The sequence below is a fragment of the Saccharothrix xinjiangensis genome (assembly GCF_039527585.1).
Lineage (GTDB): Bacteria > Actinomycetota > Actinomycetes > Mycobacteriales > Pseudonocardiaceae > Actinosynnema > Actinosynnema xinjiangensis.
The window spans coordinates 18,862-33,104 of record NZ_BAAAKE010000049.1 but is presented as its reverse complement, the minus strand read 5'-3'; the positions used below and the strand labels follow the sequence as shown (position 1 = coordinate 33,104).

Genomic DNA, 14,243 nt, shown 5'->3' with positions numbered 1-14,243 from the left:
GTGATGCGGGCGCCGTCGTTGGTGGCGAGGTTGTAGACGTCCAAGGCCTTGCCGCTGTTGCGGTTGACCAGCACGTACCACGCGTTCGTGTCGACCGAGGCGGCCGAGGCCGCGGTCGAGCCGAGCACCACCGTCACACCGCCCAGCAGGACGACCGCGAGCGCGACGGCCGTTCCGGCCCACCGGCGGCGCAGTCCCGACCCGGGCCCGAACGCGGTTGACCGCCGCGCCGGTGACGGGGGTTGGCTTGTCCCGTACATGATTCGCACTCTTTCGTCGGTGGGGTGCGGCGGCGCCCCGCCCCGTCCGGGAACGGGGCGCCGCTCGCAGGAGGGAGGACGCGCGTCAGCCGACGCGGAGGAGCTGCCACTGCTGGTTGGCGCCGCCCCAGTCGCTGTACTGCACGACGTTGCCGCCGTCGGCGGTGGACGCGCCCTGGACCTCGACGGCCTTGCCGCTGTTGCGGTTGACCAGCCGGATGTGGCCGCTCGCGTCGACCACGCGGAACTGCTGGTTGGCGCCGTTGTTGTCGGTCCACTGGACGATGTCGGCGCCGTCGGCGGTGGAGAGGTTGTAGACGTCCAGCACCTTGCCCGACAGCCGCGACTTCACCCGGTAGTAGCCGCCGCCGGAGTCGACGAACTGCCACTGCTGCTGGTTGCCGTCGTTGCGGGCCCACTGGGTGATGCGCGCCCCGTCGTTGGTGGCGAGGTTGTAGACGTCCAAGGCCTTGCCGCTGTTGCGGTTCACCAGCACGTACCACGCGGTCGGGTCGACGACCCCGGGCTGGCTGGAGCCCTCGTTGAGGGCGTTGAGCACGGCGGTGTAGGCGGCCTTCTTGTTGCCCGAGGCGTCGAACAGCAGGGGGTTCTGGCCGGTGCGCCAGGAGTCGCTGTCGCGGATGCCCCAGACGGTGATGCCGGTGCAGCGGGCCACCGCCAGGCACGCGCGGGTGACGGTGCCGAACGCGTTGGCCTGGTTGGAGCCGGAGATGTCCAGCTCGGTGATCTGCACGTCGACCCCGAGGTCGGCGAAGCGCTGGATGTTGGCCTGGTAGTCCGACGGCGCGGAGTTGGTCAGGTGGGACTGGAGGCCCACGCAGTCGATCGGCACGCCGCGGGCCTTGAAGTCGCGCACCATGTTGTAGATGCCGGTCGACTTCGCGTTGATGCCGTCGGTGTTGTAGTCGTTGTAGCAGAGCTTCGCGCCCGGGTCGGCGGCGCGGGCGGTGCGGAAGGCGACCTCGATCCAGTCGTTGCCGGTGCGCTGGAGGTTCGAGTCACGCCGCCCGCCGGAGCCGCCGTCGGCGAACGCCTCGTTCACCACGTCCCAGGAGTGGATCTTGCCCCGGTAGTAGGACGCGACCCGGCTGATGTGGTTGACCAGCGCGGAGCGCAGCGCCGAACCCTCCATGCGCTGCATCCAGCCGGGCTGCTGGGCGTGCCAGGCCAGGGTGTGGCCGCGCACCTTCATGCCGCGGCTGAGGGCGTGGTTGACGATCCGGTCGCCGTTGGTGAACGTGAACTGGCCCTGGTTCGGCTCGGTCGCGTCCATCTTCATCTCGTTCTCGGCGGTGACGCTGTTGAACTCGCGGTTCAGGATGGTCGCGTACGTGCCGTCGCCGAGCCGACCCGCCGCGACGGCGGCGCCGAAGTACCGCCCCTTCTCCGCCGCCGAGGCCCCCAGCGTCGTGCCCGCCGAGGCCTGGCCGCCGAACACCGTCGCCATCGAGGTGGCGACGAGTCCCGCGACGAGCAGCAACGCCGTTGTTCTCGACCGCCGCGCGGGCGTCGGTCGAATGACCGCTCGTGTTGAATCGTTCATCGATTGTCCTTTTGAGGTCAAATACATCTGTTAACGCTAACAATTTTGAGTCCCGTTGTCCTCGGTGGAAATGGGGGGACATCGGGGGGCGGCGGTGGTCGCGTGGGCCGGCATCGTGCCTGTCAGACTGTGAACGATGAGACGCGGCCCGGTCAAGGCGTAACGAAAATGTTTCGTGCAGGTAGAGGCTGATTCGAACCCGGCGGGAACTCGCTCGACCGTTCGGCGAAGCGACGGCGGACCTCTCCGGCGGCGTGGTCAGTTCGAACGCCGTTCGACAGCGGGGGTTATGGCGCGCAGCTAAAGTTAGCGCGAACATTTTAGCGCCGGTGGAATGTTGACCGGGATTGTTGCCGTGGTTACCGTGGTGAGTGGTGGGCCGCCTGGTCCGGCGGTGTCCCGCGGTCATTCGGGCTCATTGCGGGCATCGGCCGGAGGGGCCGTGCTCCCGTTGGCCCCGCCGCGCCCCGGTGGCGTCGCCGAGGGCGCGACTTCGGCCGGGATCACCGCCACGGCTCGGCGGGGGCCTGGTCCGCTCCGGCGTCCGGTCAGGAAGCGCCTGGCAGGCCGGCGACCAGGTCCGCGGCGGTGTGCGCCTGGACGGGGGTGAGGGCGTCGGTGGTGAACCGGCCCGCGACGGCCCGCACGTGCTCCTGCGCGGGTCCGGCGAGACCGTCGTAGACGGCGGTGAACAGGTCGAGCGCGGACTTGCGCGGCCATCCCGGCGGTAGCAGGCGGAGGGGCAGGCTCGGGTCCAGGATGGGCAGGCGGCGGTAGGTGTCCATGACCGCGGTGCGGGCGCCGACCGCTTCCACGCCGGTGATCCGCGCGGCGCGGATGTCGGGCAGCAGCGGGTTCCACCGCCGGAGGAACGCCTCGTAGTGGCGGGCGATGGCGGCGGTGTCCCAGGCGTCGATGGGGTTGCGGCCGATCGACGCGTCGAGTTCGACGTGGCGGGCGCGGAAGACGGTCAGGGCGCCGGAGGTGAGGTCGGCCAGTTGCGCCCCGGTCCTGCCCGTGAGGTCGTGGGAGGAGATCCAGAGGCCGTCGTAGAGGGGCGCGCACCCCAGCCAGCGCAGCCGGCTGCGGAGTTCGCGCCGCTGGGCGTCCCCGTCCTGGGGCAGGGAGAAGGCGATCAGCGTCCACTGCCCGTCCCAGGCCGCGGCGCCGGTGGCGGCGGAGACGAGGGAGCGGCCGCCGGCCGCCAGGTTGCGGGCGGCCGCCTCGGTCAACCGGTAGGAGCTGTTGCGCCCCTGCCTGCTGCCTTCGAGGACGCCGCGGCGGGCGAGGCGGCTGATGGTGGTGCGGGCGCCGGCGTGGCTGACGCCGGCCTCGGCGAGCAGGGCGACGATGGCGGCCGAGGGCAGCCAGGCCCGGGTGCGCAGGGTGTAGTCGGCCAACAGGGTCACGGTCAGCCCCTGCGGTGAGTTGCCGTTCTGCCGCCGGGGCAGCCGGACCCCGTCGTCCGGGAAGATCTCCTCGATGTCGTACGGGCTGGTCACGGCGGCTCCGACGGGGCTCGGGGACGGTTGACGCCGACTGTAATCGGCCTCGGGTGGAGCAGACCCGCCTGTCGAGATGGTTGATTGACAGTTTGTCGATCGGTGAGCACTCTAACTGTCATCTAACGGATGCCGCCCCTGACCAGGCGGAAGAGCATCCGGCGGGTGCGCGCACGCGTGGACCTCCCTCCGCCGCGCCAGGGGTCGCGCTCGTCCGCGCAGCTCAACCCACTCATCCGGTCGTGCGCGAAACGAAGGAGCCCAGCGCATGAAGGTCACACCGAGCCTGTTGGTCGCCGCGGCGGCAGCACTGGCCGTGGCGGGTCTCGTCACCGCTTCACCCACGCCCGCGTCCGCGGCGTCGTTGACCGAGGTCACGAGCTTCGGCAGCAACCCGGGCGGGATGCGCATGCACGTGTACGTGCCGGACTCCCGCCCCGCCAACCCCGGGATCGTGGTGGCGATGCACGGGTGCGGCGGTTCGGGTCCCGGCTTCTACTCGGGCAGCGAGTTCGCCTCGCTGGCCGATCGGCACGGGTTCATCGTCGTCTACCCCAGCGCCCAGCAGGAGGCCGGCTTCGGCAAGTGCTTCGACACCTGGTCGGATGCCGCCAAGCGCCGCGGCGGCGGCAGCGACCCGGTGTCGATCGTGTCGATGGTCGACCACGTCCGGCAGCGCTACGGCGGCGACCCCGGCCGGGTCTTCGCCACCGGTTCGTCGTCCGGCGGCATGATGACCAACCACATGCTCGCGCTGTACCCGGACGTGTTCAAGGCCGGCGCGGCGTTCATGGGCGTGCCCTTCAACTGCTTCGCCAACGCCGCGGACTACCCGCCCGGCGGCAGGTGCACCAACGGGACCATGAACCGGACCCCGCAGCAGTGGGGCGACGCGGTGCGCCAGGTCAACCCCGGCTACACCGGGGCCCGGCCGCGCGTCCAGCTCTGGCACGGCACCAACGACACCCTCGTGCCGTACTCGCTGCTCCAGGAGTCGATCGAGCAGTGGACCGACGTGTTCGGCCTGGGCCAGACGCCGTCGTCCACCGACACCCCGCAGGCCAACTGGAACCGCCGCCGCTACAACGACAGCTCCGGCGCCACCCTGGTCGAGGCCTACAGCGTCCAGGGCGCGGGTCACAGCCTGCCGTCGGGCGGCATGGCCGCACGGGCCGTCGCGTTCTTCGGCCTCGACGGGACCGGCGACCCCACCAGCACCACCACGACGACGAGCACCACCACGACCACCACGACGACCACCACGACCACGACGACCACGGGCGGCTCGGGCTCGTGCCGCGTCACCGGCACGGTCAACGCCTGGAACACCGGGCTGACCGCGACCATCACCATCACCAACACCGGCGCCACCGCGGTCAACGGCTGGTCCCTGGCCTTCACCCTGCCCGGCGGCCAGACCATCACCTCCGGCTGGAGCGCCACCTACTCGCCCAGGTCCGGCCAGGTGACCGCGCGCAACGCCGCCTACAACGCCGCGATCCCGCCGAACGCCTCGATCGGCATCGGCTTCCAGGCCACCCACACCGGCGACGCGGCCAAGCCCGCCTCGTTCACCCTCAACGGCACGCCCTGCGCCACCGGCTGACCCCGGGCCCGCCCGCACCGGTCCCGCCGGTGAACGCGAACCCCGCCCGGGAGCACCGGGCGGGGTCGTCGCGCCGACCGGTCAGATGAAACGCCACAGGTGGTCGGCGGTGCCGTTGTCGTCCCAGAGGACGACCTGCGCGCCCCGGCTCGTGGACGCCCCGTTGACGCCCAGCACCCGGCCGCCGTTGGCGCACTGGATGCGGAAGCAGCCGCCCGTGCCGTAGCGGAGCCGCCACTTGTGGTCGTTCGTGCCGTTGTCCGCCCACTGGAGCACGCGGGCGCCGTTGGCGTTGGCGGCGTTCTCGACGCCGAGGACCTTGCCGCTGTTGCCGTTGCGCAGGCGGAAGTACCCGTCGGGGTCGAGCACGGCGGTCCAGAGGTGGTCGGCGGTGCCGCTGTCGTCCCACTGGACGGCCAGGCCGCCGTCCGCGGTGGACATGTCCTGCACGCCCAGGACCAAGCCGCTGTTGAGGTTCTGGACGCGGCGGGCCCCGGCGGGCACGAAGCGCCACCGGTTGTCGGCGGTGCCGTTGTCGGGGTCCTGGACGGCCTGCGCGCCCTGGGCGGTGGAGCCGTTGAGGATGCCCAGCAGCTTGGTGCTGTGGGCGTTGCGGAGCTTGTGGGTGCCGTCGCCGTTGTCCACGACGGTCCAGCGGTGGTCGGCGGTGCCCGTGTCGGACCACTGGAGGACGCGGGCGTTGTCGGCCGTGGACATGTCCTGCACGCCGAGGACCTTGCCGCTGTTGCGGTTGCGCAGCCGCACCGCGCCGCCGTCGGCCACCAGCTCCCAGTTGTGGTCGCGGGTGCCGGTGTCGCCCCACTGCACGGCGAGGCCGCCGTCGGCGGTCGACATGTCCTGCACGCCCAGCACGAGGCCGCTGGCGGCGTTGAACAGCCGGTACCCGGCGTCGGAACCGCCGCCGCCACCGCCGGTGTTCCAGTAGACGGTGTAGTTGTGGCCGTGGGCGTCGTGGAACGGCCCCAGGTTCACGGTCGTGCCGTTGGCGCGGGCGGTGAAGGCCAGCGAGCCGGTGCCGGTCCGGGTGATCGAGGCGACGTCGAGCGTCGGCAGCGCGGACAGCGCGGTGTTGCCGTAGTTGCCCGACAGCACGGCGGGACCGTAGGTGACGGCGACGACGGAGGGGTTGTCGTTGGCGGGCACGGTGGTCACGCGCATGGGCAGGCGCAGGGTGACGGTGTCGCCGGAGGCCCAGGTCCGGGTCAGCGCGGCGTAGCTGCCGGGCGTGGTGGTGATGTCCTGGGCCGCGCCGTTGACGCTGACGGTCGCGCCGGTGGTCCAGGCGGGGATGCGCAGGCGCATCGTCCACGACCCGCTCGCGTTGCCGGTCACGGTGAGGGTGGTGGTGTCGGTGACCGGGATGTTCGTGCTCTGGGTGACGGTGATGCCGCGCTGCGCCCAGGTCAGCACCGACGGGGTGTAGAGGTTCACCGTGAGCGTGGTGCCGTTGTGGAAGTAGACGGAGTTCGCCAGCGAGGTGTTGGTTTCCAGGGCGGTGCCCTGGCAGCACCAGAAGGTGGTGTAGTCGGTGCTCCAGTTGCCGCCGCCCCAGGCGGGTCCGGTGTTGCCGCGCCGGTGGCCGGGGTTGAGGCCGGTGAAGTAGCAGATGTGGCCGTGCGGGTCGGCGGTGTTCTGCTGACCGATGAGGTGGTTGAGCAGGGCGCGCTCGTAGTAGTCGAAGTACGCCGCGTTGTTCGGGTCCAGCAGCCACAGCTCGCGGGTGAGCCTGAGCATGTTGTAGGTGTTGCACGCCTCGGCGGTGTCGGTGTTGAGGTAGGCGGCGATGGCGTTGGGCGCGCGGAAGTGCTCGGCCTGGCTGTTGCCGCCGATGGCGTAGGTGTGCGCGCCCACGGTGATGTTCCAGGCGTTCGTGGCGATGTCGCGGTAGCGGGTGGCGCCCGTGGCCTTGTACTCCCGCGCCGCGCCGATCCACTTGGGCACCTGGGTGTTGGCGTGCAGCCCGTTGAGCCGGTCCTGGTTGGCGGCCAGGGGGTCGAACACCGCGGCGTGGTCGAACCGCTGCGCCGTCGTGAGCCAGCGGGAGTCGCCGGTCTGCTGGTACAGGTCGGTCAGCACCGCGTTCATGCCGCCGAACTCCGTGCCCAGCACGCGTTGCATGGTGTTGTAGGACAACCTGCCGGTGCGCCAGTCCACCCACCCGGCGAACCGCAGCAGCACGTCACGGGCCTGGGTGCTGCCGATCAGGCGCCACGCGTCCAGCAGGCCGGCCAGGGTCTTGTGCAGCGAGTAGTACGACACCGACACCGGGTTGCCGGCCTCCAGCGCGGTGAAGTCCGACTCCGGGAAACCCGACAGGTAACCGGTGGCGAACCCGGCCGCCGCGTTGTTCGCCTGGCACTTCGCCAGCTCCGCGACCATGTAGTTGGCCCGGTCACGGCACGTGGTGTCGCCCAGCACCGCCCACGCCTGGGCCCACGCGGTCAGGAAGTGCCCCTGGCTGTGGGTGCGGAACGGGAAGTTCGGCGCCTCCCAGCCTCCCAGCGCCGCCGCGCCGTTCGTGGGCAGCCGGTGGTTCGCGCGGAAGTTGTAGAGCAGCCGGTCGACGTTGACGAACTTCAGGTACGTCAGGGTCCGGCTCTGGTTCTCCATCCAGCGACCAGGGCTCAGGCGCACCTCGCCGAGGTCGAACGCGTGGGCCGAGACGCCGAGGTCGGCGCGCGCCGGCGGGACCGCCGCCGCCTCGGCGGCGCCCTGGAACAGGGCGGGGGTGGTGCTCGCGACGGCCGCGACTCCTGCGGCCTGCAACAGCCTGCGACGGCTCAACGGTGAGGACGACATGAGGCTCCCGGGATCGGCTGCGGCGGCTGCGGGCGAGCCCGTCCGCAAGCAGGTGGTAGGCGCTCCACCGGGGTCGGACCGCATCCTCGGCGGGCACTCTTGTTATCGTTAACAAACAATGGCGCCGTTGGCCGGGGCGAACGGGCGCGTGAGCGGCGGTGCAGAACGCTTGTCGGGCAGAGGCTCCGGCGGCCGCCGATCGCGGGTCGCGCAGAGGTGTCGGCTGCGTGACCGGAGCGTTACACCCTAGTGTTAGCGATAACACTGACGGTGTCAATACCGTTGCGGGCAGTGGTGGCGGCCTGCGGACCGGTCGTCCTCGGCACCGAGGTCGGCGAAGGGGTGCGGGTGGTTCTCCTCCACCGGGGTGCCGCCGGGCGGGAAGTGGTCGAAACGTTTCGCGGCAATTGATCGACCGGAAAGCCGTTGCCCGGCGTTGTCGGCCGGATTCCAGGGCTAAAATTCACGCCCGAATTTTTAGCGTCCTCCGCCGTTGACTGGACAAATGGGGCGTGTCTACATTGACGTGCCGACCAAAGACGATCGGATTAGTTTTCGAAACTTTCGGAGGCGGTTGTCGCGCAGATGGGGCGGTAGTGGGGAACAGGGCGTCCGGCGCACCCGCGATGGCTGACGTGGCCCGGCTCGCGGGCGTCTCGCACCAGACGGTGTCGCGGGTGCTCAACGGGCACCCGTACGTCCAGGAGCAGACGCGCCTGAGGGTCCGGGCGGCGATCGCGGAACTGGGCTACCGCCCGAACCGGTTCGCCCGCGCGCTGGTGACGGGCCGCTCGCAGCTGATCGGCGTGGTGGCCCAGAACACGACCCTGTGCGGACCCGCCTCGTTGCTCGCGGCGTTCGAGCAGGTGGCGGCGGACGCCGGGTTCGTGGTGACCGCGCACCGGGCGAACGTGCTCGACCGCGAGTCGATCACCAGGGCGCTGGAGCGGCACCGCGACCAGCGGGTGGCGGGCATCGTCGTCATCGCGCCGACGACCTCGGCGCACGACGCGGTCGACGCCGTTCCCCCCGGTGTGCCGCTGGTGATGGTCGACGGCGATTCGGAGCGCTCCACCCCGCTGGTGACCGTCGACCAGGCGGCGGGCGCCGTCACCGCGACCCGGCACCTGCTGGAGGCGGGCCACCGCACGGTGTGGCACGTGTCGGGCCCGCCGGACTGGTTCGACAGCGCGGACCGCATCAGGGGTTGGCGGCTGGCGCTGGAGTCCGCGGGCGCGGAGGTGCCACCGGTGGTGCCCGCCGATTGGAGCGCCGCGTCCGGGTACCGGGCGGGGCAGGTGCTGGCGCGGATGCCGGAGGTCACGGCGATCTTCGCGGCCAACGACCACCTGGCGCTGGGCATCCTGCGGGCGATGAGCGAGCGCGGCCGCAACGTGCCCCGCGACGTGAGCGTGGTCGGCTTCGACGACGTGCCCGAGGCCGCCTACTTCATCCCGCCGCTGACCACCCTCCGGCAGGACTTCGACGCCGTCGCCCGTGACGCCCTGGACCTGCTGACGGCGCAGATCGACGGCAAGGCGGTCGAGGGGGCCCGGCGCGCCTCCAGCCCGACGCTCGTGCGGCGGGACAGCGTTCGACCGCCCCCGGGCTGAGGACCTCCGGCGACCCGCCGCGCAGGACTGATGCCGAGCATGCTCAGCCGGCGGGTGACGGGCGCGTCGTAGGCGCGTTGGTAGACGGCCCAGGGCAGGCGGGCGAGGTGGTCGAGGGTCGGCTCGTCGCCGACCTCGGGGTTGTCGTCGGCGACCAGGCAGACCCACCGGGTGCAGCACGCGGGCCGGCGGCACGCCGAACACGGTCGCGCCGTAGGCGGAGGTGATGAGGGTGAACTCGCGGGTCTCGGTGGCCGGGTCGAAGGCGGCCTGGCTGGTGAAGACGCGCTCCAGCGCCTCGCACGCCGCGGCGGCGCGGTCGCGCAGGACCGCGCCCAGGGGGTCAGGTCGTAGCGGGATCCGGTGCGGGACAGCAGGGGGCGTCGAAGTGGCGGCGCAGGCGGGCCAGGGCGGCGCTCATGGCGGGCTGCGTCAGGCCGACCCGCTGCCCGGCCCTGGTGACGTTGCGCTCCTCCAGCGACCTGGTCACCGGCATCGAGCACGTGGCCGCCCACGTGGCGGGGCGCGGCGTGCTGCTCGACGTCGGTCGCCGCCGTGATCCGCGACCGCGGGATCGCCGCCGGCCTGGACTGGCCCGCGACCCGCTGGAGACGTGCTGGCGCCGGACCCCGCGCCGGGACGGCCCCCGCGCCCATTCCCCGAACTCTCCCGAAACATCGTCGGGAAGTGGGCCCGGGGCTTGGCGGACGTGTGGGAAAAGGTCCTGGATCGCCCGCGGAATGCCCGTTCGGTCAACCGCGGATCAAATACTTGACCGTTCAACCAACCGGTGTTAGCTTCGCGATTGATCATCGGCGCTCCTCGGGAGGAAAACCGTGCGACCGTTGAAGTCCTTCGCCCTCGCCGCATCCGTAGCCAGTGTGCTGGTCGCCGCCCCGGTCGCCTCGGCGGCGGGTTCCGCGACATCGGATGAGCCGTGGCCGCCCGGGAACTGCCCGCGGGGCACGTTCTGCGTCTGGCCCCACTGGGCCCACCCGGAGCCCGCTCCGGTGGAAACCCCGTCCCTGGTCACCGCGGGCGCGTGGGCGGGCAGCGCCCCGGCGTTGACCTACTACAACTACACGTCGCGGAACTTCGACGTGGAGTACGCCTACACGTGGCCCGACGGGTCGACGAAGTCCGCCAAGACCTGCGCCGGCCCCGGTGGCAACATCTTCTACCTGCCGGTGACCGTGACGAAGGTGAGCCCGCACGAGGGCGCCTGCTAGCGCTCGGCGCCCGGACGTGGCGGTGGGGCGGCCCTCCCGGAGGGCCGCCCCACCATTGCGTCAGATGAAGTCGCCGCCGCGGGTCACGGCGCCGTAGGCGTCCACGATGCCGTGGCCGTAGAAGCCGTTGAACCTCGCGTCACCCACGCAGGTGGCGGTGAACTCGGCCGGCCGGCCGACGTCCTCGTAGGAGACCGTGCGCGGCTCCGGGCAGGCCCGCTGGATGGCGGTCTTGACCAGCACCTCCTGCACCTTGTCCGGTGACAGGGTCAGCGTGCCGGGGTGCGCCCGGTCCTTCTTGCCGTACTGGCTGACCACCAGCGCGGCCACGCCGGTGGCGTGCGGTGCGGCCATCGAGGTGCCCTGCGTGTAGCGGTAGAAGCCGCAGGTGGCGCCGTCGCAGTACTTCGCCACGCCGGCATCGAGGCCCCGCTGGGTGATGTTGCCTTCGGCATCGACGTCACCCGCGGCCAGCGCCACGTTGAGGGGGTAGGCGGAGCGGATCATGTTCTCGTTGGTGCGGTACCAGTCGGTGCCCAGGCCGTCGCGGAAGTAGCCGCCGGGGGCCGACAGCACGGTCTGCTCGGTGCCGTAGTTGGAGTAGTCCGCCTTGGCCGACGTCGGGCCGAGCGCCGACACCGAGATGACGTGGTTGCCCTCGGTCGGGAGGTTGAGGCACGTCGCGTTGTCGATCGCGCGCGGGTAGGCGGCGTTCGGCGGGTAGTTCGGGCTGGCCGCGTCGGTCCGCGGGTTGCCCTGGTCCTCGTGGTTGTTGCCACCCGCGCCGATCAGGGTGACGCCCTTGCGGTGCGCGTAGTCGAGCGCGCGCTGGACCGCGGCGATCGTGGTGCGCTGGGCGATCTGCGCCTCGGGGCTGTCGGCCGGGTTGGCCGTGCAGTTCATGTACCAGGGGTCCACGAAGAACGACATGTTGATGACGTCGAGGCCGACGTCGGCGCCGTAGGTCAGCGCGTCCACCACGGGCTGGAGGAAGAAGTAACCGGAGTCCTGGCCGCCGCGGATGTTGACCAGCGACACGTTCGGCGCGACGCCGGACACGCCGAAGCCGTTGGCGGCGGCCCCGATGGTGCCCGCGACGTGCGTGCCGTGGCCGCCGTCGTCGCGGTCGGCGGGGTCGACGCAGCCGCGGAACTCGCACGGCCCGTCCAGCTCGTCGCCGTTGGAGTCGTTCGGGATGTCGACGGTGAAGTTGCGGGACAGCTCGCGGTTGAAGTTCGGCGCGATGTCCGGGTGCGTGCCGTCGACCCCGGTGTCCAGCACGCCGACGTAGACGCGCCGGTCACCGGCCTGCCGGGCGCGGGCGATGTCGGAGCGCACCATGCGCAGGCCCCACAGGGCGTCGTCGAGCGGGTCGAGCCCGGCCGTCGCGCGGGACCGGGCCTCGGGAGCGGGCCGGGCGTCCGCGCCGATGTGCTCGTTCTCGACCTCGTGCCACTCGCGGGCCTGGCGGTTCGCGCCCCGCGGTGACTGGCCGATCGGCCGCACCGGAGCCGCGCCGAACACCGCGTCGGCGGCGGTGACGCGCTGGACGAACCCCCCGGCCGGCGCTTTCACGGTCAGCGTGCCGACCGCGGCGTTCTCGGCGGTGACCCGGCCACCGGCGGCCCGGACGGCGGCGCGTGCCGCCTGGAGCGGCGCACCGGCCTCCACGAGGACGGTGTAGTCGGCGTTCTGCTGTTGTGCCGACACGGGCTGCACGGTGGCCACGAGCACCACCGCCGCGCTCGCCACCGCGAGCACTGGCCGAGCTAATCGTCTGAGGCTCAAGGTCGTCTCCTCCCACCGGATCGGGTTGCGTCGCGATACCTTGTCACACGGGGCCGCCGACGGTCAGGGTCCTTTCGTCGGGTTCGGCGCGCGGCCGCGGTCGCGGCGCTGGTGGGGGCACGGGTCATCGGCTCGCCCGCCGGGGTCATCAGGTTTCCTGATCGGCGTTCCCGGTGGGCACGGCGACGACCTGCCCGGTGCGCCGGGTCCGGACCGCCCGGCCGCGCCCGCCCCCGGCCGGGAGGACCACCTTCGACCGGGTGCACGACACGGTCGTCTCCCGCGGCATCCCGGTGATCATCGGCGAGTGGGCCCTGCTCGGCTACGGTCACGACCGGCCCGGCGTCATCGAGCGCGGCGAGTTCCTCCGGCCCGATCGCGCCGCGGTCACCGGCGGCGGCTGACCCGCTAGTGGGCCGAGGCGGCGGTCGTGAAGCGGCGCTGCAAGCGCTGGCAGGCGAACCCCGCGACCGCCCCGATGGCGCTGGCGGCCAGCAGCGCGAGCAAGCCGGGCAGGACCTCGTCGACGCCGGCGGCGAAGTACGCGATCAGCCCGAGGAACCAGGCGAGCGTGTTGTCGACCACCGGTGTGCCGCGCAGCCCGACCGCGACGACGGCGAGGCAGAACACGGCCGGCGGCAGCGCGGCGTGGCCGAGGGCGGGGGACAGCGCCCCCACCAGGAGGTGGCCGGCGATGGCGAGGCCGAAGCCGAGCCACAGGCAGACCACGGCGTGGACGCCCTGCACCGCCGAGGCGGGACGGGTGAACCAGGCGACCCAGCCGACGAACATCGCCCACGGTTCGAGGGACAGCGACTCGCTGCCGAAGGCGGCGACCGCGGCCACCACGCCGGCGATGGCGGTGAAGACGACGAAGTCGGTGCGGTCGGAGGTGGTCGAGGAGGATCGTTGCCGGATCACGGGCGTGCTTCCTTCCGGGAGGTGGTCGGTCGGGTTCGGGAGGGCCTGAGCAGCTCGCCGAAGCCCATGCGGGTCACGAACCGCTCGCGGACCCGGCGGGCCACTTCGTTGACCTCGTCCACGCCCGAGTCGGTGAAGTCGACGACGCTGCGGAACGGCTTCTCGCCGAAGGGCAGGGCGAGGATGCGCGAGATCTCCTCGGCGACGCCGACGGGACCGGGATCGACGCCCGGGACGACCAGGCTCGCGGTGGCCTCCTCGTTGCGGGCGACCAGCGGGTCGAGCGCCGCGTAGGCCTCGGCCACCCGGGTGTCGCCCGCGCGGGTGGCGTTCGAGAAGTGCCGGGTGCCCTTGGTGATCGCGCCGGGCATCACGATGCTGGTCTCCACGCCGAAGGGGTTCGTCTCGTAGGCGGTGGTCACGGCGAGCGCGTCGAAGGCGACCTTGGAGGCGACGTAGGGACCGAGGAACGGCGGGGTGGTGACGCCGATCGTGCTGCTCACGTAGAGCAGGGTGCCGCGGCCGCGCTCGCGCAGGTGCGGCAGCGCGGCGCGGTTGACCCGGTGCGCGCCGACGGCGTTGACGTCGAACAGGTGGGTGATGTCCTCGGCGGTGAACGCCTCGACGTAGCCCACGTACAGGTGACCCGCGTTGTGGATGACGACGTCCAGCTCGCCGGTGTCACCCAGGATCGAGGCCACCGCGGCGTCGGCGGAGCCCTGGGCGGTGACGTCGAGTTCGACGACCCGCACGTCACCGCCCTCGCGCCGCGCGTGGTCGAGCAGTTCACGGGCGTGTTCGGCGTCGTCGCGCGCCGGGTCGCGCATGCCGGCGTGGACGGTGTGCCCGTCGGCGGCCAGCCTCCTCGCGGTGGTGTTGCCGATGCCGGTGGCGGCGCCGGTGATCAGGATCGCGGACATGGTCCTCCTGTCCAGTGGGT

At 71.8% G+C, this 14,243-nt stretch carries 11 protein-coding genes and 1 pseudogene; 4 read left to right on the top strand and 8 right to left on the bottom strand.

Going from position 1 to position 14,243, the window contains the following annotated elements; translation table 11 throughout:
* From ABD223_RS42020 to ABD223_RS42010, 3 genes and pseudogenes are all read right to left on the bottom strand, one after another.
* Positions 1-260 (bottom strand): annotated as a pseudogene (locus ABD223_RS42020) (hypothetical protein); the annotation flags it as partial.
* A gap of 85 nt (positions 261-345) precedes the next feature.
* Positions 346-1,824 (bottom strand): endo-1,4-beta-xylanase, encoded by a 1,479-nt coding sequence (locus tag ABD223_RS42015; RefSeq protein ID WP_344043693.1) that lies wholly within the window; start codon positions 1,822-1,824, stop codon positions 346-348.
* A gap of 548 nt (positions 1,825-2,372) precedes the next feature.
* Positions 2,373-3,326: a PaaX family transcriptional regulator gene (locus ABD223_RS42010; RefSeq protein WP_344043691.1), complete on the bottom strand. Its 954-nt coding sequence runs from the start codon at positions 3,324-3,326 to the stop codon at positions 2,373-2,375.
* Positions 3,327-3,594: 268 nt separating this feature from the next.
* Between ABD223_RS42010 and ABD223_RS42005 the strand changes: the two genes are divergently transcribed.
* Positions 3,595-4,932: an extracellular catalytic domain type 1 short-chain-length polyhydroxyalkanoate depolymerase gene (locus ABD223_RS42005; protein ID WP_344043689.1), complete on the top strand. Its 1,338-nt coding sequence runs from the start codon at positions 3,595-3,597 to the stop codon at positions 4,930-4,932.
* An 81-nt stretch (positions 4,933-5,013) separates the two neighbouring features.
* Here the strand turns inward: ABD223_RS42005 and ABD223_RS42000 are convergent, their stop codons facing one another.
* On the bottom strand, positions 5,014-7,737 hold the full coding sequence (locus ABD223_RS42000) for a beta-L-arabinofuranosidase domain-containing protein (protein WP_344043687.1): 2,724 nt from the start codon (positions 7,735-7,737) through the stop codon (positions 5,014-5,016).
* A 641-nt stretch (positions 7,738-8,378) separates the two neighbouring features.
* On the opposite strand from ABD223_RS42000, the gene ABD223_RS41995 reads away from it, so the two are divergent.
* Entirely contained in the window at positions 8,379-9,365 is a 987-nt protein-coding gene (locus ABD223_RS41995) for a LacI family DNA-binding transcriptional regulator (protein WP_344043684.1), read from the top strand.
* A gap of 343 nt (positions 9,366-9,708) precedes the next feature.
* Here the strand turns inward: ABD223_RS41995 and ABD223_RS41990 are convergent, their stop codons facing one another.
* Positions 9,709-9,855, bottom strand: a complete 147-nt coding sequence (locus ABD223_RS41990; protein WP_344043682.1) for a LysR family transcriptional regulator — start codon at positions 9,853-9,855, stop codon at positions 9,709-9,711.
* Positions 9,856-10,375: 520 nt separating this feature from the next.
* Between ABD223_RS41990 and ABD223_RS41985 the strand changes: the two genes are divergently transcribed.
* Positions 10,376-10,594 (top strand): hypothetical protein, encoded by a 219-nt coding sequence (locus ABD223_RS41985; RefSeq protein WP_344043680.1) that lies wholly within the window; start codon positions 10,376-10,378, stop codon positions 10,592-10,594.
* Between the two features lie 60 nt (positions 10,595-10,654).
* On the opposite strand, the gene ABD223_RS41980 is transcribed toward ABD223_RS41985, so the two are convergent.
* Positions 10,655-12,382, bottom strand: coding sequence for a S8 family serine peptidase (locus ABD223_RS41980; protein WP_344043678.1), 1,728 nt, complete (start codon positions 12,380-12,382; stop codon positions 10,655-10,657).
* A gap of 260 nt (positions 12,383-12,642) precedes the next feature.
* On the opposite strand from ABD223_RS41980, the gene ABD223_RS41975 reads away from it, so the two are divergent.
* Entirely contained in the window at positions 12,643-12,786 is a 144-nt protein-coding gene (locus ABD223_RS41975; RefSeq protein ID WP_344043676.1) for a hypothetical protein, read from the top strand.
* A 4-nt stretch (positions 12,787-12,790) separates the two neighbouring features.
* Here the strand turns inward: ABD223_RS41975 and ABD223_RS41970 are convergent, their stop codons facing one another.
* The gene (locus ABD223_RS41970; RefSeq protein WP_344043674.1) at positions 12,791-13,303 is read right to left on the bottom strand and encodes a DUF1097 domain-containing protein; all 513 of its coding nucleotides are present in this window, start codon (positions 13,301-13,303) and stop codon (positions 12,791-12,793) included.
* Complete coding sequence (locus ABD223_RS41965; RefSeq protein WP_344043672.1) at positions 13,300-14,223, bottom strand: SDR family NAD(P)-dependent oxidoreductase; 924 nt, start codon at positions 14,221-14,223, stop codon at positions 13,300-13,302. Before ABD223_RS41965 ends, ABD223_RS41970 begins: the two co-directional genes overlap by 4 nt.
* Between the last annotated feature and the right edge of the window lie 20 nt (positions 14,224-14,243).

Bases quoted from the DNA above. Each gene is read 5' to 3' on its own strand.
- ABD223_RS42015 (WP_344043693.1), bottom strand. From the start codon at position 1,824: ATGAACGATTCAACACGAGCGGTCATTCGACCGACGCCCGCGCGGCGG.
- ABD223_RS41965 (WP_344043672.1), bottom strand. From the start codon at position 14,223: ATGTCCGCGATCCTGATCACCGGCGCCGCCACCGGCATCGGCAACACC.
- ABD223_RS42005 (WP_344043689.1), top strand. From the start codon at position 3,595: ATGAAGGTCACACCGAGCCTGTTGGTCGCCGCGGCGGCAGCACTGGCC.
- ABD223_RS41995 (WP_344043684.1), top strand. From the start codon at position 8,379: ATGGCTGACGTGGCCCGGCTCGCGGGCGTCTCGCACCAGACGGTGTCG.